At 50.4% G+C, this 25263-nt stretch carries 22 protein-coding genes and 1 pseudogene; 16 read left to right on the top strand and 7 right to left on the bottom strand.

What is annotated here, in order from left to right; translation table 11 throughout:
- Positions 1 to 76: 76 nt before the first annotated feature.
- Positions 77 to 1099 (top strand): annotated as a pseudogene (locus ACOTYB_RS18330) (ATP-dependent nuclease); the annotation flags it as partial.
- A gap of 168 nt (positions 1100 to 1267) precedes the next feature.
- Here the strand turns inward: ACOTYB_RS18330 and copM are convergent.
- The 4 genes from copM to silR form a co-directional block, all read right to left on the bottom strand.
- Positions 1268 to 1618 (bottom strand): CopM family metallochaperone, encoded by a 351-nt coding sequence (gene copM / locus ACOTYB_RS18325; protein ID WP_000647571.1) that lies wholly within the window; start codon positions 1616 to 1618, stop codon positions 1268 to 1270.
- 147 nt (positions 1619 to 1765) lie between these two features.
- Positions 1766 to 2197 carry a silver-binding protein SilE gene (silE, locus tag ACOTYB_RS18320; RefSeq protein ID WP_000790485.1) on the bottom strand — a complete coding sequence of 144 codons (432 nt, stop codon included), beginning with the start codon at positions 2195 to 2197 and terminating at the stop codon, positions 1766 to 1768.
- 244 nt (positions 2198 to 2441) lie between these two features.
- Positions 2442 to 3923: a copper/silver sensor histidine kinase SilS gene (gene silS, locus ACOTYB_RS18315; RefSeq protein WP_000555733.1), complete on the bottom strand. Its 1482-nt coding sequence runs from the start codon at positions 3921 to 3923 to the stop codon at positions 2442 to 2444.
- The gene (gene silR / locus ACOTYB_RS18310; protein ID WP_000697966.1) at positions 3916 to 4596 is read right to left on the bottom strand and encodes a copper/silver response regulator transcription factor SilR; all 681 of its coding nucleotides are present in this window, start codon (positions 4594 to 4596) and stop codon (positions 3916 to 3918) included. Before silR ends, silS begins: the two co-directional genes overlap by 8 nt.
- A gap of 189 nt (positions 4597 to 4785) precedes the next feature.
- Here silR and silC point away from each other — a divergent pair, with 189 nt between their 5' ends.
- From silC to ACOTYB_RS18275, 7 genes are all read left to right on the top strand, one after another.
- A complete protein-coding gene (silC, locus tag ACOTYB_RS18305) occupies positions 4786 to 6171 on the top strand; it encodes a Cu(+)/Ag(+) efflux RND transporter outer membrane channel SilC (RefSeq protein ID WP_000475513.1) in 1386 nt (461 codons plus the stop codon).
- 27 nt (positions 6172 to 6198) lie between these two features.
- Positions 6199 to 6552, top strand: coding sequence for a cation efflux system protein CusF (gene cusF, locus ACOTYB_RS18300; RefSeq protein WP_016246647.1), 354 nt, complete (start codon positions 6199 to 6201; stop codon positions 6550 to 6552).
- 113 nt (positions 6553 to 6665) lie between these two features.
- Positions 6666 to 7958 carry an efflux RND transporter periplasmic adaptor subunit gene (gene silB / locus ACOTYB_RS18295; RefSeq protein ID WP_220153416.1) on the top strand — a complete coding sequence of 431 codons (1293 nt, stop codon included), beginning with the start codon at positions 6666 to 6668 and terminating at the stop codon, positions 7956 to 7958.
- Between the two features lie 10 nt (positions 7959 to 7968).
- Positions 7969 to 11115, top strand: coding sequence for a Cu(+)/Ag(+) efflux RND transporter permease subunit SilA (gene silA, locus ACOTYB_RS18290; protein ID WP_016246646.1), 3147 nt, complete (start codon positions 7969 to 7971; stop codon positions 11113 to 11115).
- An 85-nt stretch (positions 11116 to 11200) separates the two neighbouring features.
- On the top strand, positions 11201 to 11641 hold the full coding sequence (locus ACOTYB_RS18285; protein ID WP_000720618.1) for a DUF411 domain-containing protein: 441 nt from the start codon (positions 11201 to 11203) through the stop codon (positions 11639 to 11641).
- Between the two features lie 97 nt (positions 11642 to 11738).
- On the top strand, positions 11739 to 14213 hold the full coding sequence (gene silP / locus ACOTYB_RS18280; RefSeq protein WP_139158036.1) for an Ag(+)-translocating P-type ATPase SilP: 2475 nt from the start codon (positions 11739 to 11741) through the stop codon (positions 14211 to 14213).
- Between the two features lie 40 nt (positions 14214 to 14253).
- Entirely contained in the window at positions 14254 to 14505 is a 252-nt protein-coding gene (locus ACOTYB_RS18275) for a DUF2933 domain-containing protein (RefSeq protein ID WP_150325029.1), read from the top strand.
- Here ACOTYB_RS18275 and ACOTYB_RS18270 read toward each other — a convergent pair.
- Entirely contained in the window at positions 14484 to 15221 is a 738-nt protein-coding gene (locus ACOTYB_RS18270; RefSeq protein WP_000287499.1) for a peptidoglycan DD-metalloendopeptidase family protein, read from the bottom strand. The two genes, ACOTYB_RS18275 and ACOTYB_RS18270, sit on opposite strands and share 22 nt — an antisense overlap.
- 274 nt (positions 15222 to 15495) lie before the next feature.
- Positions 15496 to 15945, bottom strand: a complete 450-nt coding sequence (locus tag ACOTYB_RS18265) for a hypothetical protein (protein WP_001023231.1) — start codon at positions 15943 to 15945, stop codon at positions 15496 to 15498.
- 234 nt (positions 15946 to 16179) lie between these two features.
- On the opposite strand from ACOTYB_RS18265, the gene pcoA reads away from it, so the two are divergent.
- The 8 genes from pcoA (at position 16180) to ACOTYB_RS18225 (ending at position 24486) form a co-directional block, all read left to right on the top strand.
- Positions 16180 to 17997, top strand: a complete 1818-nt coding sequence (gene pcoA, locus ACOTYB_RS18260) for a multicopper oxidase PcoA (protein ID WP_409248999.1) — start codon at positions 16180 to 16182, stop codon at positions 17995 to 17997.
- A 5-nt stretch (positions 17998 to 18002) separates the two neighbouring features.
- Positions 18003 to 18893 carry a copper resistance outer membrane transporter PcoB gene (pcoB, locus tag ACOTYB_RS18255; RefSeq protein ID WP_001378118.1) on the top strand — a complete coding sequence of 297 codons (891 nt, stop codon included), beginning with the start codon at positions 18003 to 18005 and terminating at the stop codon, positions 18891 to 18893.
- Between the two features lie 39 nt (positions 18894 to 18932).
- A complete protein-coding gene (pcoC, locus tag ACOTYB_RS18250) occupies positions 18933 to 19313 on the top strand; it encodes a copper resistance system metallochaperone PcoC (protein WP_000025662.1) in 381 nt (126 codons plus the stop codon).
- A gap of 55 nt (positions 19314 to 19368) precedes the next feature.
- Complete coding sequence (pcoD, locus tag ACOTYB_RS18245; RefSeq protein ID WP_229692861.1) at positions 19369 to 20247, top strand: copper resistance inner membrane protein PcoD; 879 nt, start codon at positions 19369 to 19371, stop codon at positions 20245 to 20247.
- 54 nt (positions 20248 to 20301) lie between these two features.
- On the top strand, positions 20302 to 20982 hold the full coding sequence (gene pcoR, locus ACOTYB_RS18240) for a copper response regulator transcription factor PcoR (protein ID WP_421765859.1): 681 nt from the start codon (positions 20302 to 20304) through the stop codon (positions 20980 to 20982).
- Positions 20979 to 22379 (top strand): copper resistance membrane spanning protein PcoS, encoded by a 1401-nt coding sequence (gene pcoS / locus ACOTYB_RS18235; RefSeq protein WP_001211180.1) that lies wholly within the window; start codon positions 20979 to 20981, stop codon positions 22377 to 22379. The genes pcoR and pcoS overlap by 4 nt, the downstream gene beginning before the upstream one ends.
- 217 nt (positions 22380 to 22596) lie before the next feature.
- Positions 22597 to 23031, top strand: a complete 435-nt coding sequence (gene pcoE, locus ACOTYB_RS18230; protein ID WP_000723069.1) for a copper resistance system metallochaperone PcoE — start codon at positions 22597 to 22599, stop codon at positions 23029 to 23031.
- 429 nt (positions 23032 to 23460) lie between these two features.
- Positions 23461 to 24486 (top strand): TerC/Alx family metal homeostasis membrane protein, encoded by a 1026-nt coding sequence (locus ACOTYB_RS18225; protein ID WP_003861227.1) that lies wholly within the window; start codon positions 23461 to 23463, stop codon positions 24484 to 24486.
- A 60-nt stretch (positions 24487 to 24546) separates the two neighbouring features.
- On the opposite strand, the gene ACOTYB_RS18220 is transcribed toward ACOTYB_RS18225, so the two are convergent.
- On the bottom strand, positions 24547 to 25209 hold the full coding sequence (locus tag ACOTYB_RS18220; protein ID WP_003861228.1) for an HAD family hydrolase: 663 nt from the start codon (positions 25207 to 25209) through the stop codon (positions 24547 to 24549).
- Positions 25210 to 25263 lie beyond the last annotated feature (54 nt).

Raw genomic sequence — 25263 nt, 5'->3', positions numbered from 1 at the left:
GGGACATCTGATGGAAATGGAAGCCACGCAAGCACCTTAAAATCACCATCATACACTAAATCAGTAAGTTGGCAGCATTACCCCCGAACTCGCCAGTGAACTGACTCCACGATTTAAGGAGAAACCCAAGTGGACCTTCAATTTCACCCTGGACGGGGAAAATGGCATCCCCATCAATAAGCGCGGCAGCGGGATAAGGAGGCTTATCCTGTTGAATTTTTTTCGGGCTGAGGCTGAAAAGAATGTCGCGGGGACGCCCAGAAATGTGATTTATGCCATAGAGGAGCCTGAAACGTCACAGCATCCGAACTATCAGATGATGCTGATGAAAGCGTTACTGGCACTGGCAGGCCAGCCGCACCGTCAGATTATCGTCACCACCCATGTCCCGGCGCTGGCCGGATTAATCCCTGTCGAAGGCGTACGTTATGTTACCCGAAATGAGGCGGGTGAACCCGTAGTAAAAATGCCGGATGACGCAGTGCTGAAGGAAGCCACTGAAAGCCTGGGGGTGCTGCCAGAGACCGGTATGGAAAGGGCGCAGGGGATTGTTCTGGTAGAGGGAAAGTCGGATGTTACTTTCCTGAGGCATGCGGCCAGTTCATTAAAACAGTCAGGTGCGCTGCCAGCCTCTCTGGAGGACGTGAAAATAGTGCCAGTCCTCATAGGAGGGTGTGGTAGCGTCAAACACTGGGTTACATTGAATCTGGCCAAAGATCTGGGGCTTCCCTGGTGCGTATTTCTGGACTCCGATATTGGGGGAGACCCTGCACAGGTTCTGTCCATCCAGAAGCGTAAAAAAGAAGTAGAGGAGGCCGGTAAGGTATTTTTCGCTACGCGCAAACGTGAGATAGAAAACTATCTGTGCCCGGATCTTATCGAGGAAATTACTGGTGTAGCCGTCACGTTTACGGACACCTGTGACGCTAAAAAAATAATCGGCCGGGCTGTGGGAATGAAACCCGATAATGTACTAGATAAATTCTGGCCTCAGATGACATCAGAAAGAATCATCTCAAGATCAACCTATCATGACGGAACGCAGGAGAGAAGCGAGCTGGTTGAGATCCTGAGCGACATTGTATCCATGACGAGATAATGTATTAAATAAGCATCTCAGGTGCATATATTCCGGTCCTCAACAAAGGACCGGAGTACAGAGTAGTAAAAACCCGAAATTAATCGGATTTGAATTATATAAAGATTAACCGACTCCCGCGCCCAGGAACGATGTAAAATCACGCTTGTCGTGACATTTCTACAATGTTTACTTTTGACTATCAAGCCATTTATTCATCTGCTCAATTTCACCTTTTTGAGCTTTAATGATGTCCTGCGCGAGCTTTCTCATTTTCGGATCTTTTCCGTATTTGAGCTCGGTCTCAGCCATTGCTATTGCCCCTTCATGGTGCGCTACCATGCCTTTCGCAAAAGCCTTGTCGGGATCGGACTCATTTACGGCAGCCATCATTTTGTCATGCATGTCTTTCATGCCAGCCATATATTCCTGTGACGAAGCCGAGGTAGACATATCAGTCATTTTCATTTCTGAATGTTCTGCTGAAATCGCTGGCAGGGATAACATTAATACTGCAAATAAAGTGTTTCTGGCTTTCATAAAAAATATCCTTTTAGCGTTGATGCCCGTTAACTGTAGCAGAATCTGATAAAAATGCCCCCTGTAGGGGGCAAAGATGTTGCCATATATCCGGTTACGGAAAAATCTATCAAGGAAATAAGGACAGCACAGATACTTCCCTCGCCGTCAGCCTGCACTGAGCATGCGACGATGCGCTTCGGCCATGGCCTGATGTGGGCCAGACTGACCGTTATTCATAAATTCATGGGCAACTGCAGCTCTTTCATGCTCATTCATTGCCGCTAATGACTTCGACGGCCCGGTAGGGGAAACGGTCTGACTTCCCATCATCCTCTGATGACTTTCCACCATTTTCTGGTGCGCATCCGCCGACCCGTTCGTCATGGTTTCATGAGCAATAATGGCCTGTTCATGCTGGTCCATACCGGCCATACGAGGTGCAGTCCCCTGGATCCCGACAGGAGCCGCAGCAGACTGCATCTGGTGAGCAGGTGCCTGTGCATTGTTGACCCGCTCATGGATATTCACGGTTTCAGTGGCCCAGGCCGAAGAAATTAAGCCAAAGCCCAGCAAGGATGCTAATACGATATTTTTCATGATAACTCTCCATTTCTTAATTAGTGATGTCCGGGGGAGTACAACCGGTGTTTTCAGTTCCATAACTGAAACAGGTTCGGAAGTGTTTATTTCTCCGGGAGGGGACTGGATATTCATTTCCTGGCGTCCACTGACGCCGGATATTGATAAAGCAATCCAGCCTTCCTGATAAGTTGCACTAATTATATCGAATGGCTTCTGTTTGCTGCATGACAGGCTAATGACATCTTTGTCATTTAAATCTTTATTCCCAGCACTGGGTGTCCGGAATCATTTTCTCCAGTCTGGGCACGGATAAGATAAAACGCGTTGAGTGTACGTCCGATTCCACCTGCACTCTTCCGTGATGTGCTTCCACGATTGACTTCACAATCGCAAGGCCGATGCCGCTGCCTTCTCCTTTTCGTTGTCTGGACGGATCCACCCGATAAAAACGGTCAAACAACCTTGATAAATGCTCTTCAGGGATTGGTTTCCCCGGATTTTCAATCACAAGGTCAAAAAAGCTCTCCTGCTCTCTTATTGAGACGGTGATTGCCTGTCCCTCTGGGGTATAACGCAGGGCGTTGGATAACAGATTATTGATCGCTCTTCTGAACATTTGTGGATCTCCCTCAACCAGGCAGGGCATCCCGTTAAATTTGAGCATAATATTGCGTTCTTCGGCCCAGGCTTCGAAAAACTCGAAGACTTTCATGACTTCTGCTCTGAGGTCAAACCGAACCCTGTCAGGTATCAGCTGATTATTGTCCGCCTGTGCCAGGAACAGCATGTCGCTGACCATTTTGGTCATCCGGTTATACTCTTCAAGGCTGGAATAGAGGACATCCTCAAGTTCCTTCTGCGTTCGATCCTGACTCAGAGCGATTTCAGTCTGCGTCACCAGATTGGTGATGGGTGTTCTGATCTCGTGCGCGATATCGGCAGAGAAATTAGCCTGGCGGGTAAAAACATCCTCAATCTTTCCAATCATATGATTGAACGAGATAACCAGCTGCTCCAGCTCAATGGGAACGCGTGTCGGTTCCAGCCGCGCATCAAGATTCTCGGAGGTGATGTTTTTAATGGCATTGCTGACATTACGAAGGGGCAGGTGCCCCTGACGGACAGCAATGCGAATGATCAGAACAATCAGCAGGCTTATCACGACGGCAATCGCAATCAGATTTTTTTTCAGCGCATCGAGGTAATGGAGATGGAAATTAATGGAGAGGCCAGTCAGCATGACATAGTTCTGCTGTTTGCCCTGAAATGTCGCCTGGCCAGAGGAGGCGATAATCCGGTACGTTTCCATCTTCATTCCGGACCCGGTATCCATCGCTCTCGCAGTATCCTCCACCGTCCAGAGAAAGACATCCCGTGCGCGGCTGTGCTCGCTAAAATCGGCTGAATTCACGGCCGGGCGTAGTGCTGCCCCCTGCGCAGAGCTGTACAGCACCTCACCCCGGGGATTGAGGAGCAAAAGGGCAACGTTGCGGTAGCTGGCGATCGATTCCTTTATTTTGCTTACTTTTTTTTCATCCGGATCTGCCGGGGACTGGAGTATACGGCTCAGTGTGGTGCTGATTTGTTGCAGATCGCTGACATCCTGCTCGGCAAAATGCTTTTCAACAGAATGCAGCATAAACCAGGTGAAGGCGATAAACGCCAGTATTGTGGACAGGCTGATAAAAAAGGTCAGCCGCAGAGCGAGTGAGAAAGGTCGTCTGGACGGTTTGCTATGCATCCGGGATCTCCAGCATGTAGCCCACGCCCCGCACTGTCTGGATCAGTTTTGTCCCGTAATCGTTGTCTATTTTAGCGCGGAGTCGCTTTACTGCGACATCAATCGCGTTAGTGTCGCTGTCAAAATTCATGTCCCAGACCTGAGAGGCAATCAGGGAGCGGGGAAGAACTTCTCCCTGATGGCGAATGAAGAATTCCAGCAGGCTGAACTCTTTACTGGTGAGCACAATGCGGTTCCCGGCGCGGCTGACTTTTCTGGATACGAGATCAACCGAGAGGTCAGCCACTTTAAGCTGGCTTTCCGTGATCATCGTGTTTCCCCGCCTGAGGAGGGTTCTTACCCGGGCGAGCAGTTCAGCAAACGCAAAGGGCTTCACCAGATAATCGTCCGCACCCAGCTCAAGTCCTTTGACCCTGTGTTCAATCGTGCCAAGGGCCGTCAGCAGTAATACCGGCATCCCCTTTCCGGCACTGCGCAGCATACGGATGATATCCCAGCCGTTTACATCAGGCAGCATGATATCCAGGATGGCTAAATCATACTCGGCTGTCATGGCAAGATGATATCCGGTCAGACCATTATCAGCGTGATCCACGACGAACCCCGCCTCTGTCAGCCCCTTGCTGAGATATTCACCTGTTTTAATTTCGTCTTCAACGATTAATATTTTCATCATGCTCCCCGGCTGGCTGCTAATGTCATTTTATTGCGCCCACGATCGTTATCAACGGATTACAGCAAAAATGACAACATTGTCATTATCCTGTCACCCGGCAAACAGAGAGCGTTCGGTAAAGTATCCCTATCAATACTCTGGACTTCGTTTGAACCATTTACCAGGTCTGCCTGTACGAGAAGCGTTATGTTCAAATTAAAATTACTCAGCATCAGTACCATATTCATCCTGGCTGGTTGTGTTTCTCTGGCACCTGAATATCAGCGTCCGCCAGCTCCGGTTCCCCAGCAGTTTTCATTGTCTAAAAACAGTCTGACGCCTGCGGTAAACAGCTATCAGGATACGGGCTGGCGAAACTTTTTTGTCGATCCCCAGGTCAGCAGGCTGATCGGTGAAGCCCTGAATAATAACCGTGATTTGAGAATGGCTGCCCTGAAGGTTGAAGAGGCCCGGGCCCAGTTCAACGTCACGGATGCAGATCGTTATCCCCAACTGAATGCCTCATCCGGGATCACATACAACGGTGGTCTGAAAGGTGACAAGCCGACCACACAGGAGTACGACGCGGGTCTGGAGCTCAGCTATGAGCTCGATTTTTTTGGCAAACTTAAGAACATGAGTGAGGCTGATCGCCAGAACTACTTTGCCAGCGAAGAAGCCCGTCGTGCCGTACACATCCTGCTGGTCTCCAACGTTTCACAGAGCTATTTCAGCCAGCAACTGGCGTACGAACAACTCCGTATTGCGCGGGAAACGCTGAAAAATTATCAACAGTCTTATGCATTCGTTGAGCAACAACTGGTGACCGGGAGTACGAACGTTCTGGCGCTTGAACAAGCCAGGGGGCAAATCGAAAGTACCCGCGCCGAAATAGCCAAACGAGAAGGCGATCTGGCTCAGGCAAACAATGCCCTGCAACTGGTGCTGGGAACGTACCGCGCAGTTCCGTCAGAAAAAGGGATTAAAGGTGGGGAGATCGCACCAGTAAAATTGCCACCAAATCTGTCGTCACAAATATTGCTGCAGCGTCCGGATATTATGGAAGCGGAATACCAGTTGAAAGCGGCTGATGCCAATATTGGCGCAGCGCGAGCGGCTTTTTTCCCGTCCATTACCCTGACCAGTGGTCTCTCCTCAAGCAGTACGGAGCTGTCCAGCCTCTTTACGTCAGGAAGTGGAATGTGGAATTTTATTCCTAAAATTGAAATTCCTATATTTAATGCTGGCAGGAACAAAGCCAATCTGAAGCTGGCTGAAATTCGCCAGCAACAGTCCGTGGTTAATTACGAACAAAAAATTCAGTCAGCCTTTAAGGATGTTTCCGACACGCTTGCGCTGCGCGACAGCCTTAGCCAGCAACTTGAGTCACAGCAGCGTTATCTTGATTCACTTCAGATAACTCTACAGCGTGCCAGAGGATTGTATGCAAGTGGTGCTGTCAGTTACATCGAAGTGCTGGATGCAGAACGTTCCCTCTTCGCGACGCAGCAAACCATTCTCGATCTTACCTATTCCCGACAGGTTAACGAAATTAATCTGTTTACCGCGCTGGGTGGCGGTTGGGTAGAGTAAATTTATTCAATTAATCAGGAAATTAAAATGCGTAATTCACTTAAAGCCGTTTTATTTGGTGCCTTCTCTGTCATGTTTTCTGCCGGTCTTCATGCTGAAACACATCAGCATGGCGATATGAATGCTGCCAGTGATGCTTCGGTACAGCAGGTTATCAAGGGCACCGGTATCGTTAAAGGCATTGATATGAATAGTAAAAAGATTACCATTTCGCACGAAGCAATCCCGGCGGTGGGCTGGCCTGCAATGACCATGCGCTTCACTTTTGTTAATGCAGACGACGCTATCAATGCCCTGAAAACCGGCAACCATGTCGATTTCTCGTTTATTCAGCAGGGCAATATCTCCTTACTCAAAAGCATTAACGTTACGCAATCCTGATTAACAGTCCGGAGCGAATACATCCAGTGCGCCTGAACATTCATTATGGGATTACTGTGAATGAATAATCGTGCGCATATGCCAGGTGTTTTGATTTTTCAGCGAGAAATTGTATGGCTTCTTTAAAGATAAAATATGCTGCAATAATTATCAGCAGCCTCATAGCAGGGGGGCTGATATCGGTTACTGCCTGGCAGTATTTAAACTCATCACAAAAAACAGTACCAGCAGAACAAAAGGCACCGGAGAAAAAGGTACTTTTCTGGTATGACCCTATGAAACCGGATACCAAATTTGATAAACCCGGAAAATCGCCTTTTATGGATATGGACCTTGTGCCGAAATATGCTGATGAAAGTGGCGATAAAAGCAGTGGCGGGATCCGTATCGATCCAACTCAGGTTCAGAATCTGGGATTAAAAACGCAAAAAGTCACGCGAGGAATGCTGAATTATTCTCAGACAATCCCGGCTAATGTCAGTTACAACGAATATCAGTTTGTCATTGTGCAGGCGCGTTCTGACGGTTTCGTCGAAAAAGTGTATCCCCTGACGATTGGCGATCATGTGAAGAAAGGCACTCCGCTTATCGATATCACCATTCCTGAATGGGTTGAGGCACAAAGTGAGTTTCTGCTGTTATCCGGTACAGGCGGTACGCCAACCCAGATAAAAGGGGTTCTGGAGCGACTTCGTCTGGCTGGTATGCCGGAAGAGGATATTCAAAGGCTGCGTTCAACCCGCACAATCCAGACCCGTTTTACCATTAAAGCACCTATTGATGGTGTCATTACTGCATTTGACCTGCGCACCGGCATGAATATTTCCAAAGATAAGGTGGTGGCTCAGATTCAGGGGATGGACCCGGTCTGGATCAGCGCTGCAGTGCCAGAATCTATCGCCTATCTGCTGAAAGATACGTCGCAGTTTGAAATTTCGGTACCGGCTTATCCGGATAAAACATTCCATGTCGAAAAATGGAACATTCTTCCCAGCGTGGATCAGACAACCCGCACGCTTCAGGTCCGCCTCCAGGTTACTAACAAGGATGAGTTTCTCAAGCCGGGCATGAATGCCTATCTCAAACTGAATACCCAAAGTCAGGAGATGCTGCTGATACCAAGCCAGGCCGTTATCGATACCGGCAAAGAACAGCACGTGATTACTGTTGATGATGAAGGCAAGTTTGTGCCGAAACAGATCCACGTTCTGCATGAATCACAGCAACAGTCCGGCATTGGCTCCGGTCTTAATGAAGGCGATACCGTGGTGGTCAGTGGCCTGTTCCTCATTGACTCCGAAGCCAATATTACGGGCGCGCTGGAACGTATGCGCCACCCTGAAAAAACAGAAAACAGTATGCCAGCAATGTCTGAGCAGCCTGTAAATATGCATTCAGGGCACTGAGGAGACGACGATGATTGAATGGATTATCCGGCGCTCTGTCGCCAACCGTTTCCTGGTCATGATGGGCGCACTGTTTCTCAGCATCTGGGGCACATGGACGATAATTAACACGCCGGTCGATGCGCTGCCTGACCTGTCAGATGTGCAGGTCATTATTAAAACCAGCTATCCCGGACAGGCTCCGCAGATTGTAGAAAACCAGGTCACCTATCCGCTTACCACCACCATGCTGTCCGTACCTGGCGCAAAAACCGTGCGTGGCTTTTCACAGTTCGGTGATTCGTATGTGTATGTCATTTTTGAAGACGGGACCGATCTGTACTGGGCCCGTTCGCGCGTGCTGGAATACCTGAATCAGGTTCAGGGCAAACTGCCTGCGGGTGTGAGCTCTGAAATCGGTCCGGACGCCACGGGAGTGGGCTGGATATTTGAATATGCCCTGGTCGATCGCAGCGGAAAACACGACCTTTCAGAACTGCGTTCTTTGCAGGACTGGTTTCTGAAATTTGAACTGAAGACCATCCCGAACGTGGCTGAGGTAGCCTCGGTTGGTGGCGTGGTGAAGCAGTACCAGATTCAGGTCAATCCGGTAAAACTGTCCCAGTATGGGATCAGCCTGCCCGAAGTGAAACAGGCTCTTGAATCGTCTAACCAGGAGGCCGGTGGTTCATCCGTTGAAATGGCCGAAGCGGAGTATATGGTCCGTGCCAGCGGTTATCTTCAGAGCATTGATGATTTTAATAACATCGTCCTGAAAACAGGTGAGAACGGCGTGCCGGTTTATCTGCGGGATGTTGCCCGCGTGCAGACCGGGCCCGAAATGAGGCGTGGTATTGCCGAGCTGAACGGCCAGGGAGAAGTCGCTGGCGGCGTGGTGATCCTGCGGTCGGGTAAAAATGCGCGCGACGTTATCACGGCAGTGAGGGATAAACTGGAGACGCTGAAGGCCAGCCTGCCGGAAGGCGTTGAAATCGTGACCACCTACGATCGCAGCCAGTTAATCGACCGGGCGATTGATAACCTCAGTTCCAAACTTCTGGAAGAGTTTATCGTGGTGGCCATCGTCTGTGCTCTGTTCCTGTGGCACGTACGTTCTGCCCTGGTGGCGATTATCTCTCTGCCGCTTGGCCTGTGTATCGCCTTTATCGTCATGCACTTCCAGGGACTGAACGCCAATATCATGTCGCTGGGAGGGATAGCGATTGCCGTCGGTGCGATGGTGGATGCCGCCATTGTGATGATTGAAAATGCGCACAAACGGCTTGAGGAGTGGGATCATCAGCATCCGGGTGAGCAGATTGACAACACCACCCGCTGGAAGGTGATTACCGACGCCTCCGTGGAAGTGGGACCCGCGTTGTTCATTAGCCTGCTGATCATCACCCTGTCCTTTATTCCTATCTTTACCCTGGAAGGGCAGGAAGGTCGTCTGTTTGGCCCGCTGGCATTCACGAAAACGTACTCCATGGCGGGAGCGGCCGCACTGGCCATCATCGTCATTCCTATTCTGATGGGATTCTGGATCCGGGGGAAAATTCCTGCAGAGACCAGTAACCCCCTGAACCGGGTGCTGATCAAAGCGTATCATCCTTTGCTGCTGCGGGTCCTCCACTGGCCAAAAACAACCCTGCTGGTTGCGGCCTTGTCCATTTTCACGGTTATCTGGCCACTGAGTCAGGTGGGCGGTGAATTTCTGCCGAAGATTAACGAGGGCGATCTGCTGTATATGCCGTCGACCTTGCCTGGCGTCTCTCCGGCAGAAGCTGCAGCGCTCCTGCAGACAACAGACAAGTTAATCAAAAGCGTTCCTGAAGTGGCTTCTGTATTTGGCAAGACCGGTAAAGCAGAGACCGCAACGGATTCCGCGCCGCTCGAAATGGTGGAAACCACGATCCAGCTCAAACCTGAGGATCAGTGGCGTCCCGGCATGACAATTGACAAGATTATTGATGAACTCGACAGGACAGTCCGTTTACCGGGTCTGGCAAACCTCTGGGTGCCGCCTATCCGTAACCGTATTGATATGCTCTCAACCGGGATCAAAAGCCCGATAGGTATCAAAGTGTCCGGGACTGTTCTGTCCGATATCGACGCGACGGCGCAGAGTATCGAGGCGGTAGCCAAAACCGTGCCTGGCGTGGTGTCTGTCCTGGCTGAGCGACTTGAGGGCGGGCGCTACATCGATATCGATATCAACCGGGAGAAAGCCTCCCGCTACGGGATGACGGTAGGTGATGTCCAGCTGTTCGTCTCTTCAGCAATCGGAGGTGCTATGGTGGGTGAGACAGTTGAAGGGGTGGCCCGGTACCCTATTAACATTCGCTACCCGCAGGATTACCGGAACAGTCCGCAGGCGCTGAAACAGATGCCGATCCTGACCCCGATGAAGCAGCAGATCACGCTGGGCGATGTCGCGGATATTAACGTCGTTTCTGGACCAACCATGCTGAAAACCGAAAATGCCCGGCCAGCCAGCTGGATTTATGTTGATGCCCGCGGCAGGGACATGGTGTCGGTGGTTAACGACATTAAGACGGCCATCAGCGAGAAAGTGAAACTGAGACCGGGAACCAGTGTGGCATTCTCCGGACAGTTTGAACTGCTTGAGCATGCCAACAAGAAACTGAAGCTGATGGTGCCGATGACGGTGATGATCATTTTCATCCTGTTGTATCTGGCATTCCGCCGGGTTGACGAAGCCCTGCTGATCCTGATGAGCCTGCCGTTCGCCCTGGTTGGCGGAATATGGTTCCTGTACTGGCAGGGCTTCCATATGTCAGTGGCGACCGGAACCGGGTTTATCGCCCTGGCCGGGGTGGCAGCAGAGTTTGGCGTGGTCATGCTGATGTATCTGCGTCATGCCATTGAAGTGCACCCGGAATTGTCCCGTAAAGAGACGTTCACACCGGAAGGTCTTGATGAAGCCCTTTATCATGGTGCCGTGCTGCGTGTCCGGCCGAAAGCCATGACCGTGGCGGTGATCATCGCGGGTCTGCTGCCGATACTCTGGGGAACCGGCGCAGGTTCAGAAGTCATGAGCCGTATTGCGGCCCCCATGATTGGCGGGATGATCACAGCTCCGCTGCTGTCCCTGTTCATTATTCCTGCCGCCTATAAACTCATCTGGCTGCGCAGACATAAAAAGAGCGTGTCATAACCCTGAAAGGACACCCCTGCGGGTGTCCTTTTGCATAAATTCACCCTGACGTCAGGGTTTACATCGATAACATACAGAGGTGAGTATGAAAAAAATAATTTTAATGGCCCTGGCTTTTGGCCTTTCACTTCCGGCAATGGCAGGTGAAAAAGTAATAGACATGTACAAGTCTGAAAACTGTGGTTGCTGTTCCCTGTGGGGCAAGGCGATGGAAAAGGACGGGTTTGAGGTACGGACCCACGTCATGAATGATCAGGCTCTGTCAGCCCTGAAAGAAAAATATGCTGTTCCTGCTGAGCTGAGAAGCTGTCATACCGCAGTTACTGGTAATTTGATCATTGAAGGTCATGTGCCTGCCACAACGATACATAAGGCAATGCAGTCTGGTTCAGGGATTTATGGCCTTGCCACCCCCGGTATGCCTGCGGGAAGCCCGGGAATGGAGATGGGGGCCCGTAAAGAGGCTTACGATGTTATCGCATTCTCTCCGGAGGGCAGTAAAAAGATCTTCCAGCGAATCGAATAGTCAGCGGAACGGCTGATAACGGGACGTCGGCAGCAGGCACTCCTGTGCCGGCGACATTCGTGGTAATCGCATCCATGACATACCCTGAAGACAGAAAATGCTTCAGGCATGCATAAGGAGAGTTACTGTGAAAAATGACAATGTAGTGCAACACAACAACCAGACTGCTTCTGAACAGACATTATCCCCGGACGAGAGCCACGTATTGCATAAGGTGAGAGATCCCGTGTGCGGGATGGCATTCCTGCCCGACAAGGCGCACAGCAGCATTCGATACCAGGACCATCAGCTTTATTTCTGCTCTGCCAGCTGTGAGAGTAAATTTACAGCCCATCCCGACCGTTATCTTACCGAAGATGCCAGTGAACATTCCCACCACCACCACGATCACCACGAAGTCAGCCCAGACCAGATAAAACAGCCTCACCATCAGGCGGAGAAAGATATTTCTGAAGGTGTGTGGACATGTCCGATGCACCCGGAGATACGCCGCAGTGGTCCCGGAAGCTGTCCTGTCTGTGGAATGGCACTGGAACCGCTCGTAGCCACGGCATCGACGGGGCCGAGTGATGAACTTCGCGACATGACAAGACGCTTCTGGCTGGGGTTGTTGCTGGCGTTTCCGGTTCTGATACTCGAAATGGGATCTCATCTGTTTCCCGCCTTGAGGAATACAGTACCGCCACAATACAACACATGGCTGCAACTGCTTCTGGCCTCTCCAGTCGTGTTGTACTGCGGCTGGCCATTCTTCGCCCGGGCCGGAATGTCGTTGCGTAACCGCTCCCTGAATATGTTTACCCTTGTTGCAATGGGGACCGGCGTAGCCTGGGTTTACAGCGTCATTGCAACCGTCTTCCCCTCCTGGTTTCCTGCATCGTTCAGAAACATGGATGGCCTGGTGGCCGTTTATTTTGAAGCCGCAGCAGTAATTACGGTGCTTGTTCTGCTGGGACAGGTTCTTGAACTGCGGGCACGGGAACAAACCTCAGGTGCCATTACTGCGCTTCTGAACCTTGCCCCCAAAACAGCCAGGCGGCTGGATCATGACGGTCATGAAACGGATATTAATGCAGAAGATGTCCTGCCTGGCGATAAGCTCCGCATCAGACCTGGAGAGAGTATTCCGGTCGACGGTATCGTGGTCGAAGGCAAAACAACTGTTGATGAATCGATGGTGACCGGGGAGTCTATGCCGGTTACCAAAAAAGAGGGTGAACCTGTCATTGGGGGGACGATTAATCAGACAGGTAGTCTTATCATCCGAGCAGAGAAAGTCGGTGATGAAACGATGCTCTCACGAATTGTTCAGATGGTCGCTGATGCACAGCGTTCGCGAGCCCCCATCCAGAGAATGGCTGACAGCGTTTCAGGCTGGTTTGTTCCTCTGGTGATACTTATCGCGGTTGTTGCTTTCGTGATCTGGTCTGTCTGGGGGCCCGAGCCCAGGATGGCGCACGGTCTGATTGCGGCTGTGTCGGTCCTGATTATTGCCTGTCCCTGCGCGCTGGGGCTGGCCACGCCGATGTCGATAATGGTGGGGGTGGGCAAAGGAGCCCAGGCCGGGGTGTTAATCAAAAATGCCGAAGCCCTTGAGCGTCTTGAAAAAGTGGACACGCTGGTTGTCGACAAAACAGGCACGCTCACGGAAGGTTCGCCTACGGTGACAGGAATTATCAGTCTCAGTCCGGGTGGGGAAGCCTCTCTTTTGCGTGTAACGGCCGCAGTGGAAAAAGGCTCGCAGCATCCGCTGGGTATGGCAGTCGTCAGAGCAGCACAGGAAAAGGGGATCGCAATACCCGCAGTCACTCATTTCGATGCGCCGTCGGGTAAAGGTGTCACAGGCGATGTCGAAGGTCAACGGATTGTTATTGGTAATGAACTGGTTATGCAGGAAAACAGTATCGTTGTTGATAATCAAAAGGCCGTTGCGGATACGTTGCGGATGGAAGGCGCTACCGTTATCTATGTGGCCACGGACGGGGACCTTGCAGGCCTGATAGCTATTTCGGATCCCGTGAAAGCAACCACGCCGGATGCACTTAAAGCGTTGCGTCAGGCGGGGATCCGCATCGTTATGCTCACCGGGGATAACCAGCTTACCGCTGAAGCAGTCGCACGGAAACTGGGAATAGATGAGGTTGAAGCCGGGATTCTGCCGGATGGCAAAAAAGCAGTGATAACCCGACTGAAAGCGTCTGGCCATGTGGTTGCGATGGCCGGAGACGGTGTGAATGATGCCCCGGCGCTGGCAGCGGCTGACGTGGGAATAGCCATGGGAACGGGTACAGATGTGGCAATTGAAAGTGCCGGAGTCACCCTTCTCAAAGGCGACCTGATGATACTGAACAGGGCCCGTCATCTGTCAGAGATCACCATGAAAAATATCCGACAGAATCTGTTTTTTGCATTTATCTACAACGCACTTGGTGTGCCGGTGGCTGCAGGCCTGCTTTATCCTGTGTATGGAATACTGCTGTCGCCAGTTATTGCGGCGGCGGCCATGGCTCTTTCTTCCGTCAGCGTCATTGTGAATGCGTTGCGTCTGAAAAGTGTCAGGCTCGGGAAATAACACTGAGTGAAGGGTCTGTTATGAACAGAAGGAGTCCAGTATGAAAAGTACCACCTATGCGCTTATTGCTGTCGCCGCGATCGCGGCATTTGCCCTCCTGCGAGAACACTGGTCACATGTGGCAGGTTACTGGCCATATCTGTTATTGCTGGTCTGCCCGCTAATGCATCTTTTCCACGGCCACGGAGGGCATGGGGATCACCAACATCACGGAAGTGAAAACAATAAAAAAATTAATCCGGCAAACGGGGCCGCGTCGCGGTCCCGTTATCAGTCCAGGTATCGTTCGTAGTCTCTGGCATGCGCAAAGGCATGCTGTTCGAGTTTGTTATCAGCGGGTGCCGATGCCCGGAACGCCAGTGAATTAACAGGATTGTTATTGATGACCAGCTCGTAATGTAAATGAGGACCGGATGAACGTCCGCTGTTACCGGATAACGCAATAGCACCTCCCCGGGTAACTCTGGCCCCTTTAGTAACGAGTATTTTATTGAGGTGGAGATAGCGAGTTTTAACACCGGCTTTTCCCGTTACTTCAACAAAATATCCCATGGTACTGTTGTATTCGGCCCGGGTGATTTTTCCGTCGATGACGCTGACTATTTTCGTGTTCATGGGCATGGAATAATCAATGCCATTATGGGGACTCACTTTTCCCGATACCGGGTTAAGTCTTGCAGGATTGAAAGGTGAACTGAGTCTTGCTGTGGCTGGTAACGGATAATCGAGACTGCCTTTCCCGGAAGTATCGGAAAGATTATAGAACTTTTTGTCTGATATACGATACGCCGTGTAATTAAATGAGCCGGACGTAAATTTATAAGCCACTACACGTGATTTTCCCGCTTTCTTTTGCAGTACGAGTTTTAATGATTCATTTTTTTTCAAATGCCGAAGATTAAAGCGGGAAGGCAAAGAGCGCTGAAGGATAGCGATCTCGTTCGATTCCAGCCCCGAGCGGGTGGCTGAAAGGTAAGCATTTTCTTTTACGACATCGGTAGAATACATTTACTGGAATTCGCCGTTAGCATGAACACTGCGGCGTATGCTAGGGGTTTTCAGGAGGCGTGTCATCTGCCAGTTAATCGGGAGCACCGTTGATGGTCGTCATTTTTGTAACATATCTTGTTTCCCGTTTGCTCCTGAAGATCTGGGAACTGTATGACCAGCCTGACGGTGATGATTAACGGGACTGAAACAGGTTACGGCAGAGCAATATGGGGCTCATGTCCTGCTACGTAACCCGTCAGTAAAGCCCTGCTAAGCACTAACCCGCCTGCAGTTACCTGGAGGAATACAGGCCGCGAAGCTTTCTTGCCTGTGTCTGATGAGCTTCCGCACCGGCATTATTGACCTGCTCATGCACGAGGGCGGCTTTCTCTCCGGCATTCAGTTCGTTAAAAGAAGAAGAGGAGGTCTTTGAATTTGCACCACTGTCGGACAGCATTTTTTTATGTTCCTCAATCATTTTCTGATGTGCATAGGACGCGCTGTTGTTCATAAATGAATGAGCAACAATGGCCCTTTCATGTTCATTCATTTCAGAGAATGAGGGCGTGTTGTTTTTATTAACCCTGTCCGGTAAGTTTTCATGCGTCGAGGAATTCACATGACTGACGGCTGAGGCATTATTAACAAATCGATGTGCTTCATGGGCAATATCACTGGACTGAGCAAAAGCTGCCCCACAAAATAAAGCTGTAAACGCAGTGGCCGTGATTAATATATTCATGTGTAATTACCTTCTGAGGTACATAAAAGATGTCCTTATGATCATATATAAAAATAATCAACCTGTGGGGAAGATGACGTAAATGTAATACAGCTATGTACATTACACGATTGTAATGAATTTGTTTCTTAAGGTGTGCTAGATTCATTTCATTGTAAGTGGATGAACCAGTAATTTAATTTAAATCGGTTCTCGAATTCTGTCAGTAACCATACTTTAAATAAGGGAATGCGCATGCTGTTGAAAACGTCTCGACGAACTTTCCTGAAGGGGTTAACCCTCTCTGGCGTAGCCGGAAGTCTTGGCGTATGGAGTTTCAATGCGCGTTCCAGTCTGAGCCTGCCAGTTGCCGCATCCCTGCAGGGTACTCAGTTTGACCTGACCATTGGTGAAACGGCCGTCAATATCACGGGCAGTGAGCGTCAGGCCAAAACAATCAATGGAGGCCTGCCGGGGCCCGTTCTTCGCTGGAAAGAAGGTGACACCATTACCCTGAAGGTCAAAAACCGTCTTAATGAACAGACGTCCATTCACTGGCACGGCATTATTCTTCCGGCCAATATGGATGGTGTTCCGGGGCTGAGTTTTATGGGCATAGAGCCTGATGATACCTACGTTTACACCTTTAAGGTTAAGCAGAACGGGACTTACTGGTACCACAGCCATTCCGGTCTGCAGGAACAGGAGGGGGTATACGGTGCCATTATCATCGATGCCAGGGAGCCAGAACCGTTTGCTTACGATCGTGAGCATGTGGTCATGTTGTCTGACTGGACCGATGAAAATCCTCACAGCCTGCTGAAAAAATTAAAAAAACAGTCGGATTACTACAATTTCAATAAACCAACCGTTGGCTCTTTTTTCCGCGACGTGAATACCAGGGGGCTGTCAGCCACCATTGCCGATCGGAAAATGTGGGCTGAAATGAAAATGAATCCGACTGACCTCGCGGATGTCAGTGGCTACACCTACACCTATCTCATGAACGGGCAGGCCCCGCTGAAAAACTGGACCGGACTGTTCCGTCCCGGTGAAAAGATACGCTTACGGTTTATCAACGGCTCGGCAATGACCTATTTCGATATCCGTATCCCCGGGCTGAAAATGACGGTCGTGGCTGCAGATGGCCAGTATGTAAACCCGGTTACCGTTGACGAATTCAGGATTGCCGTTGCCGAAACCTATGATGTCATTGTGGAGCCTCAGGGTGAGGCCTATACCATCTTCGCACAATCCATGGACAGGACCGGTTACGCTCGAGGGACACTGGCCACGAGAGAGGGGTTAAGTGCTGCCGTTCCCCCCCTCGATCCCCGTCCTCTGTTGACCATGGAAGATATGGGTATGGGGGGAATGGGCCATGATATGGCAAGAATGGACCACAGCCAGATGGGAGGCATGGATAACAGCGGAGAGATGATGTCTATGGACGGTGCTGACCTTCCGGATAGCGGGACATCCTCCGCGCCCATGGATCACAGCAGCATGGCCGGTATGGATCATTCCCGGATGGCCGGAATGCCGGGTATGCAAAGTCATCCTGCGTCAGAAACGGATAACCCACTGGTTGATATGCAGGCGATGAGCGTCTCTCCGAAATTAAATGATCCGGGTATTGGTCTTCGAAATAACGGAAGAAAGGTTCTCACGTACGCGGATTTGAAAAGCCGCTTTGAGGATCCTGACGGACGTGAACCTGGCCGTACCATAGAACTGCATTTAACCGGCCACATGGAAAAGTTTGCCTGGTCATTTAACGGAATCAAGTTTTCAGATGCCGCACCGGTGCTGCTGAAATACGGTGAGCGGCTCAGGATCACGCTGGTCAACGATACCATGATGACTCACCCCATTCACCTGCATGGTATGTGGAGCGATCTGGAAGATGAAAACGGTAATTTCATGGTTCGTAAACACACAATAGATGTTCCCCCTGGTACAAAACGCAGTTACAGAGTGACAGCAGATGCGCTTGGCCGCTGGGCGTATCACTGCCATTTGCTCTATCACATGGAAATGGGAATGTTTCGTGAAGTCCGGGTGGAGGAATGATGCGAATGAAGAGAAATTTGAAGGCCATACCTGTTCTGGTCGCCGGTTTGTTTACCTCACAGCTTTCTATTGCGGCGGGCTCCGTCTCTGCAGATCCCCACGCCGGGCACGACATGTCTGCCATGCAGATGCCAGCAGATGAGAATTTCACTGAGATGACGTCAATGGAGCCCATTGTAACTGAGAGCAGAACGCCAATTCCGCCTGTTACCGATGCCGACCGGAAGGCTGCATTCGGCAATTTACAGGGGCATGCGATTCACGACAGTGCGATTAATTATCTGGTTCTGCTGGATCAACTGGAATGGCAACGGTCGGATAACACCAACAATTTCAGCTGGAGTGTTAACAGCTGGATTGGAGGCGACACAGATCGGATTTGGCTAAAGAGTGAAGGTGAACGAAGCAATGGGGAAACGGAGGCGGCTGAAGCGCAGTTACTCTGGGGACATGCGGTTGGCCCATGGTGGGATTTGGTTGCGGGTGTCAGGCAGGATTTCAGACCTGCTTCTGCCCGGACCTGGGCTGCTGTCGGTTTTCAGGGGCTGGCACTCTATAATTTTGAGTCTGAAATTACGGGTTTTGTCAGTAATGGCGGAAAAGCAGCCCTTCGTTTGGGAGGAGAATACGACGTTTTACTGACTAACCGGCTCATACTCCAGCCATCCTATGAGGTGAATTTCTACAGTCAGGATGATGAATCGCGGGGTCGCGGCAGGGGACTGACTGACACAGAGCTGGGGCTCCGGCTGCGCTATGAAATACGCCGTGAGTTTGCACCCTATATAGGCGTTTCCTGGAATCAACTTTACGGGAAAACATCCGATATGGCGAAAAGAGAAGGTGAGAAAGACCATCAGGTAGTATTCCTGGCGGGAGCCAGAATCTGGTTTTAACGCACTGATATAAAACACTCAACTAAACAGGTAAATAAAATGTCGATTTTAAATAAAGCCATTCTTACAGGTGGCCTCGTTATGGGCGTTGCTTTCTCTGCTATGGCCCATCCGGAATTAAAAAGCTCTGTGCCACAGGCTGATTCAGCCGTAGCGGCCCCGGAAAAGATTCAGCTTAATTTCTCGGAAAATCTGACCGTGAAATTCTCAGGTGCAAAATTAACGATGACGGGTATGAAAGGCATGTCATCACATTCTCCGATGCCGGTCGCGGCAAAAGTGGCGCCAGGCGCTGACCCTAAATCGATGGTCATTATTCCGCGAGAGCCTTTACCCGCTGGCACTTATCGTGTTGACTGGCGCGCGGTTTCTTCAGATACGCACCCTATTACCGGTAATTACACCTTTACAGTGAAGTAATATTATGAACGACCTGATTATGATTGTTATTCGTTTTCTTCTTTATCTGGATTTGATGGTAATATTTGGATTGCCATTTTTTCAGATATATGGAATAAGCGGTGTCAGACATGAAACCTATAACCTGACTAATTTCAGGTCGTTTATAACCTTTGCTGTTGTTACAGGCATCATTCTTACTGGCATTAATATGCTCCTGGTATCTAATGCCATGAGTGGAGTAACTGACCTCAGAGAATTATCCATCCATGTTATCGAGATGGTGATAGAAGAAACTGATGTGGGTATTAGCTGGATTGTCAGGCTCTGTGCCCTGTTTACCACACTCGGTGCTTTGTTCCTTTACACTAATAAGAGAGTATTGTCCTGCCTGCTGATGACGATGAGTGGGGGCGTGGCGCTGGCTACACTTGCCTGGGGAGGACACGCCGTTATGCATGACGGTCTGCATTACTATCTCCATTTACTGAGCGATCTGACCCATCTCGGCGCTGCAGGTGCCTGGACAGGTGCTCTGGTTGCATTTGCTATCCTGCTGATGCGCAGAAACGAGCATAATGCACAGAGCGTCATTGTGATATCTGACTCCCTGGCAAAATTTGCCACGGCAGGAACGGTGATTGTTGTAGCCCTGATCCTGAGTGCGCTGGTCAACTATCTGTATATTGCTGAGGGTAACTTAACTCCCTTATTCAACAGTTCCTGGGGGAGGATATTGCTTGCCAAGACGGCTCTGTTTGTTCTGATGCTTCTTCTGGCTGCAGCAAACCGGTTTCACCTGGGTCCCCGGCTTGAAGTTATGGTCAGGGAAGGGAATTATGATCGCAGCGTTGCCCTGATGCGAAACAGCATCCTGACAGAATTCGTTGTTGCGATTATCATTCTGGGCGCCGTAGCGTGGCTCGGAATGCTTGCTCCGTCTCAGGTCAGCTAGGGGACAGCCAAAGCTCATGCGTGAGATTTTTACTTTCATATCAGCGAGTTGACCATGCAGCGTATTTTAATCGTTGAAGACGAACAAAATACAGGTCGTTACCTGCAGCAGGGACTGGTTGAGGAAGGCTATCAGGCCGATCTCTTTAATAATGGCCGCGATGGTCTCGGGGCCGCGTCGAAGGGACAGTATGATTTGATAATACTGGACGTGATGCTGCCTTTCCTCGACGGGTGGCAAATCATCAGCGCACTGAGGGAGTCCGGGCACGAAGAACCGGTCCTGTTTTTAACCGCAAAGGACAACGTGCGGGACAAAGTGAAAGGACTGGAGCTTGGCGCAGATGACTACCTGATTAAGCCCTTTGATTTTACGGAGCTGGTTGCACGTGTAAGAACCCTACTGCGCCGGGCACGCTCGCAGGCCGCAACAGTCTGCACCATCGCCGATATGACCGTTGATATGGTGCGCCGGACCGTGATCCGTTCGGGGAAGAAGATCCATCTCACCGGTAAAGAATACGTTCTGCTTGAGTTGCTGCTGCAACGCACCGGAGAAGTGTTACCCAGGAGTCTTATCTCGTCCCTGGTCTGGAACATGAATTTTGACAGTGATACGAATGTGATTGATGTCGCCGTGAGACGTCTGAGAAGTAAAATTGATGATGACTTTGAGCCAAAACTGATCCATACCGTTCGCGGTGCCGGATATGTCCTGGAGATCAGAGAAGAGTGAGGTTCAAAATTTCCCTGACCACACGCCTGAGCCTGATTTTTTCTGCGGTGATGCTTACGGTATGGTGGTTATCAAGTTTTATCCTGATTAGCACCCTTAATGGCTATTTCGATAATCAGGACCGCGATTTTCTGACAGGTAAACTTCAGCTCACCGAAGAGTTTCTTAAAACAGAGACGTTCAGGAACAAAACGGATATTAAGTCATTATCAGAAAAAATAAACGATGCGATGGTGGGGCACAATGGCTTATTCATTTCTATAAAAAACATGGAAAATGAAAAAATTGTTGAACTCTATGCCAAAAATTCTGTTGTTCCAGCGGTCCTGCTTAATAAGTCGGGTGATATTCTCGACTATATGATCCAGACGGAAGAAAATAACACCGTGTACCGCAGTATCTCGCGGCGGGTTGCCGTGACGCCGGAACAGGGTAAAAGCAAACATGTCATCATTACGGTTGCCACGGATACTGGGTATCACACCCTGTTTATGGACAAACTCAGTACCTGGCTGTTCTGGTTCAATATCGGTCTGGTCTTTATTTCTGTTTTTCTGGGCTGGCTGACCACACGTATTGGTCTGAAACCGCTACGGGAAATGACCAGTCTGGCTTCCTCCATGACCGTACACAGCCTGGATCAGCGTCTAAATCCCGATCTGGCTCCGCCGGAAATCTCTGAGACCATGCAGGAGTTCAATAATATGTTTGATCGCCTGGAGGGGGCATTCCGGAAACTGTCAGATTTCTCGTCTGACATCGCGCATGAGCTGCGCACACCAGTCAGTAATCTGATGATGCAGACGCAGTTTGCACTGGCTAAGGAAAGGGATGTTTCGCATTACCGCGAAATTTTATTCGCTAACCTGGAAGAACTGAAAAGGTTGTCACGAATGACCAGTGACATGCTTTTTCTGGCACGTTCAGAGCATGGTCTGCTGCGGCTGGATAAACATGATGTGGATCTGGCAGCCGAACTGAATGAATTACGTGAGTTGTTCGAGCCCCTGGCAGACGAAACAGGAAAGACAATCACGGTTGAAGGAGAGGGCGTTGTTGCCGGAGACAGCGATATGCTCCGACGTGCTTTCAGTAACCTGCTTTCCAATGCAATCAAGTATTCTCCCGATAACACCTGTACAGCGATACACCTTGAGCGTGACAGTGACTGTGTGAACGTGATGATTACGAATACGATGTCCGGCCAGGTTCCCGCTAATCTGGAACGTTTGTTTGACCGGTTCTATCGCGCAGACTCATCAAGGTTCTACAACACGGAAGGCGCGGGGCTGGGCTTATCAATTACAAGGTCGATCATTCATGCTCACGGCGGCGAGCTGTCAGCAGAACAGCAGGGGCGTGAAATTGTGTTCAAAGTGCGCCTGTTAATGGATTAATCCCGTTGTTCAGGAGAAACCTGGAAGGTGACAAAATTGTCATCATTCAGTCACGCGATAAACAGAGGCGGTTTTTTATAATTATTCATAAATCAGGAGCAGCGTGATAACACAATCACCTGGTTCCTGGAGTGATGATTAACCCGCCCTGAGATCAACTGCTTTCTCTGTTATAAGCCATTGATTGTTTGGGTATGTAAACACCGGAGACCCAACCATGAAAAAGATTCTCGTATCATTTGTTGCCATTATGGCTGCCGCTTCATCTGCCATGGCTGCAGAGACAATGAACATGCATGACCAGGTAAATAATGCACAGGCACCTGCCCACCAGATGCAGTCATCTGCTGAAAAAAGTGCAATTCAGGGAGACAGCATGACAATGATGGATATGAGCAGTCACGATCAGGCCGCAATGTCCCATGACATGATGCAAAACAGCAATTCTGCTGCCCACCAGGACATGGCTGAAATGCATAAAAAAATGATGAAAGCTAAACCCGGAGCTACCAACGAAACAGCAAAGTCATTTTCTGAAATGAGCGAGCATGAGAAGGCCGCAGCTGTACATGAGAAGGCGAATAATGGTCAGTCTTCCGTTGTTCACCAGCAGCAGGCTGATAAGCATCGCAGTCAGATCACCCAGAATTAACCCGCAGCTCCACTTGTTAGACCCTCATTTGACGCCGAAGTCACTGGCTTACGCTCCCGTCCGGGAGCGTTTTTTTTTCCCATATATCAAACTTTAACTCTGAAGAGGTGGAAGTATCTGACCAACACTGTCACGTAACGCCAGATAACTACAAAAACACCTTTTTCCTCCTGTAAATTGCAGTTCCTGCAAGAACATCAAGGCATAATGTTGGAACAGCGTGTGATACACACTTAGCATCATGTTTTGTATGTGTTTTTTTTAAAACTTTACAACTTTAAAGTCTTTTTCAGGTTAAAGGATACAACTTTAATGTCTCTACACAGCTGAAAAGAACGGTTAATATTTATTTTTTAGCGTGATGCCTCCTTAACGGGCCCACGCTTTTTATTGCGTGCATGGTGTTTTGTCTTCTTAAAAGGGTTGTCTATGTCTGCTGCTCATCTCGGTTTCCCGACGGAAACCGTTGTTGTCTTCGTGGTGATGGCCGTTGGGGCGATGTTTATCGACCTCTTCATGCACCGTCACGATAAACCGATCTCGCTGAAAAACGCGGTCATGTGGTCCATCTTCTGGGTCATGATGGCGATGGCCTTCGCCGGATTCTTATACGTGCACCACGGCGCGGAGATGGCCAGTCTGTTCCTGACCGGCTATGCGCTGGAAGAGGTGCTCTCCGTCGACAACCTGTTTGTGATGATGGCGATCTTCGCCTGGTTCGGCGTGCCGGATAGATATCGTCACCGCGTGCTCTACTGGGGCGTGCTCGGGGCGATTGTGTTCCGCGGTATTTTTGTTGCCATCGGCACCAGCCTGCTGAGCCTGGGGCCGTATGTTGAGGTCATTTTTGCGCTGGTCGTCGGCTGGACGGCGGTGATGATGCTGAAACGCAATGAAGAGAGCGATGAAGTAGAAGATTATTCCAACCATCTGGCGTACCGCCTGGTGAAACGCTTCTACCCGGTGTGGCCAAAAATCAGCAGCCATGCGTTTATCCTGACCCAGAAAGAGGTGGATGCCGAACTGGAGAAGCCTGAAAACAAGGATGTAATGGTAGGCCGCGTGAAGAAGGCGAAGCGCTACGCGACGCCGCTGCTGCTCTGTGTTGCGGTGGTGGAGCTGTCCGACGTGATGTTCGCCTTCGATTCCGTACCCGCAATCATTGCCGTCAGCCGTGAGCCGCTGATTATCTACAGCGCAATGATGTTCGCGATCCTCGGCCTGCGTACCCTCTACTTTGTGCTGGAAGCGCTGAAGCAGTATCTGGTGCATCTGGAGAAAGCGGTGGTGTTACTGCTGTTCTTCGTGGCGTTCAAGCTTGGGCTGAATGCGACCGACCATTTCTGGCATCACGGTTATAACATCGGCGCCACGGCAAGTCTGTTTGTGGTGCTGGGGGTACTGGCGCTGGGGATTATTGCGAGCGTGATGTTCCCGGGAAAACGTGAGGCCTGATGTACCGCTTTTCTCCCTCTCCCTGTGGGAGAGGGCCGGGGTGAGGGCACCGGGCCGCACCTAACCCTTAATTGGTGAATTTCGGCGCTTGCTCGGATGATGAAAATGCCGCCAGTGCGGATCCTGCGCCGCCGCCAGCAACTCGTGGTCGCCACGCGTGTCGCCCCAGGCGCGCAGGTGATACGCGTTCAAATCCCCATACACCTTCTCCAGCCTCGCCACCTTCTGGGCACACCGGCAGTTGTGGCCGGTGATCCGCCCGGTCAGCTTGCCGTCTTTCACTTCCAGCTGCGTGCCAATCAGCTTAATGCCGAGCTTATCGGCCCACGGCTGCAATACCAGCGCCGGGGAAGCAGAGCAAATCGTCACTTCCGCACCGGAATTGACCTCGTTGGCGACGGCCAGCACACCTTCCGGGCGCATCAGCTTGTTCCAGTATTTTTCACAGAAGGCTTCCGCCTGCTGACGTAACCAGTGCTCATCCACCCCCGTCAGGAAGGTTTTGATCAACACCTCTTTCAGCTCATCTCGCGTCAGCTTGCGGCGCACACAGTGCAGCGTAGGCAGGGCCATGCGCACCAGTCGGCCAGCAAAGTAGCGCTTGCCAAAGGCAAAGCGCAGGAACGGGATAAAACTGTCGTGGTGCGTCAACGTACCATCAAAGTCAAAGACAGAGAGCACGCTGGACTTCGCCACGGCTTCGTCGGCAATCATATTGGTCATAAATACGTCTTAGCTGAAATACACATTCTGTTCACTAGTTTACCTGCTTTACCT

The organism is Enterobacter cloacae complex sp. IR5450 (assembly GCF_049238665.1).
Taxonomy (GTDB): Bacteria; Pseudomonadota; Gammaproteobacteria; order Enterobacterales; family Enterobacteriaceae; genus Enterobacter; species Enterobacter hormaechei_C.
The sequence above is the reverse complement of the archived record's forward strand: the minus strand, read 5'-3'. Positions and strand labels throughout refer to the sequence as shown.

What these genes read in the sequence shown, in the direction of transcription:
- copM (WP_000647571.1), bottom strand. Translation starts at nt 1,618, where the DNA reads ATGAAAGCCAGAAACACTTTATTTGCAGTATTAATGTTATCCCTGCCA.
- silE (WP_000790485.1), bottom strand. Translation starts at nt 2,197, where the DNA reads ATGAAAAATATCGTATTAGCATCCTTGCTGGGCTTTGGCTTAATTTCT.
- silS (WP_000555733.1), bottom strand. Translation starts at nt 3,923, where the DNA reads ATGCATAGCAAACCGTCCAGACGACCTTTCTCACTCGCTCTGCGGCTG.
- silR (WP_000697966.1), bottom strand. Translation starts at nt 4,596, where the DNA reads ATGAAAATATTAATCGTTGAAGACGAAATTAAAACAGGTGAATATCTC.
- silC (WP_000475513.1), top strand. Translation starts at nt 4,786, where the DNA reads ATGTTCAAATTAAAATTACTCAGCATCAGTACCATATTCATCCTGGCT.
- cusF (WP_016246647.1), top strand. Translation starts at nt 6,199, where the DNA reads ATGCGTAATTCACTTAAAGCCGTTTTATTTGGTGCCTTCTCTGTCATG.
- silB (WP_220153416.1), top strand. Translation starts at nt 6,666, where the DNA reads ATGGCTTCTTTAAAGATAAAATATGCTGCAATAATTATCAGCAGCCTC.
- silA (WP_016246646.1), top strand. Translation starts at nt 7,969, where the DNA reads ATGATTGAATGGATTATCCGGCGCTCTGTCGCCAACCGTTTCCTGGTC.
- ACOTYB_RS18285 (WP_000720618.1), top strand. Translation starts at nt 11,201, where the DNA reads ATGAAAAAAATAATTTTAATGGCCCTGGCTTTTGGCCTTTCACTTCCG.
- silP (WP_139158036.1), top strand. Translation starts at nt 11,739, where the DNA reads ATGCTTCAGGCATGCATAAGGAGAGTTACTGTGAAAAATGACAATGTA.
- ACOTYB_RS18275 (WP_150325029.1), top strand. Translation starts at nt 14,254, where the DNA reads ATGAAAAGTACCACCTATGCGCTTATTGCTGTCGCCGCGATCGCGGCA.
- ACOTYB_RS18270 (WP_000287499.1), bottom strand. Translation starts at nt 15,221, where the DNA reads ATGTATTCTACCGATGTCGTAAAAGAAAATGCTTACCTTTCAGCCACC.
- ACOTYB_RS18265 (WP_001023231.1), bottom strand. Translation starts at nt 15,945, where the DNA reads ATGAATATATTAATCACGGCCACTGCGTTTACAGCTTTATTTTGTGGG.
- pcoA (WP_409248999.1), top strand. Translation starts at nt 16,180, where the DNA reads ATGCTGTTGAAAACGTCTCGACGAACTTTCCTGAAGGGGTTAACCCTC.
- pcoB (WP_001378118.1), top strand. Translation starts at nt 18,003, where the DNA reads ATGAAGAGAAATTTGAAGGCCATACCTGTTCTGGTCGCCGGTTTGTTT.
- pcoC (WP_000025662.1), top strand. Translation starts at nt 18,933, where the DNA reads ATGTCGATTTTAAATAAAGCCATTCTTACAGGTGGCCTCGTTATGGGC.
- pcoD (WP_229692861.1), top strand. Translation starts at nt 19,369, where the DNA reads ATGGTAATATTTGGATTGCCATTTTTTCAGATATATGGAATAAGCGGT.
- pcoR (WP_421765859.1), top strand. Translation starts at nt 20,302, where the DNA reads ATGCAGCGTATTTTAATCGTTGAAGACGAACAAAATACAGGTCGTTAC.
- pcoE (WP_000723069.1), top strand. Translation starts at nt 22,597, where the DNA reads ATGAAAAAGATTCTCGTATCATTTGTTGCCATTATGGCTGCCGCTTCA.
- ACOTYB_RS18225 (WP_003861227.1), top strand. Translation starts at nt 23,461, where the DNA reads ATGTCTGCTGCTCATCTCGGTTTCCCGACGGAAACCGTTGTTGTCTTC.
- ACOTYB_RS18220 (WP_003861228.1), bottom strand. Translation starts at nt 25,209, where the DNA reads ATGACCAATATGATTGCCGACGAAGCCGTGGCGAAGTCCAGCGTGCTC.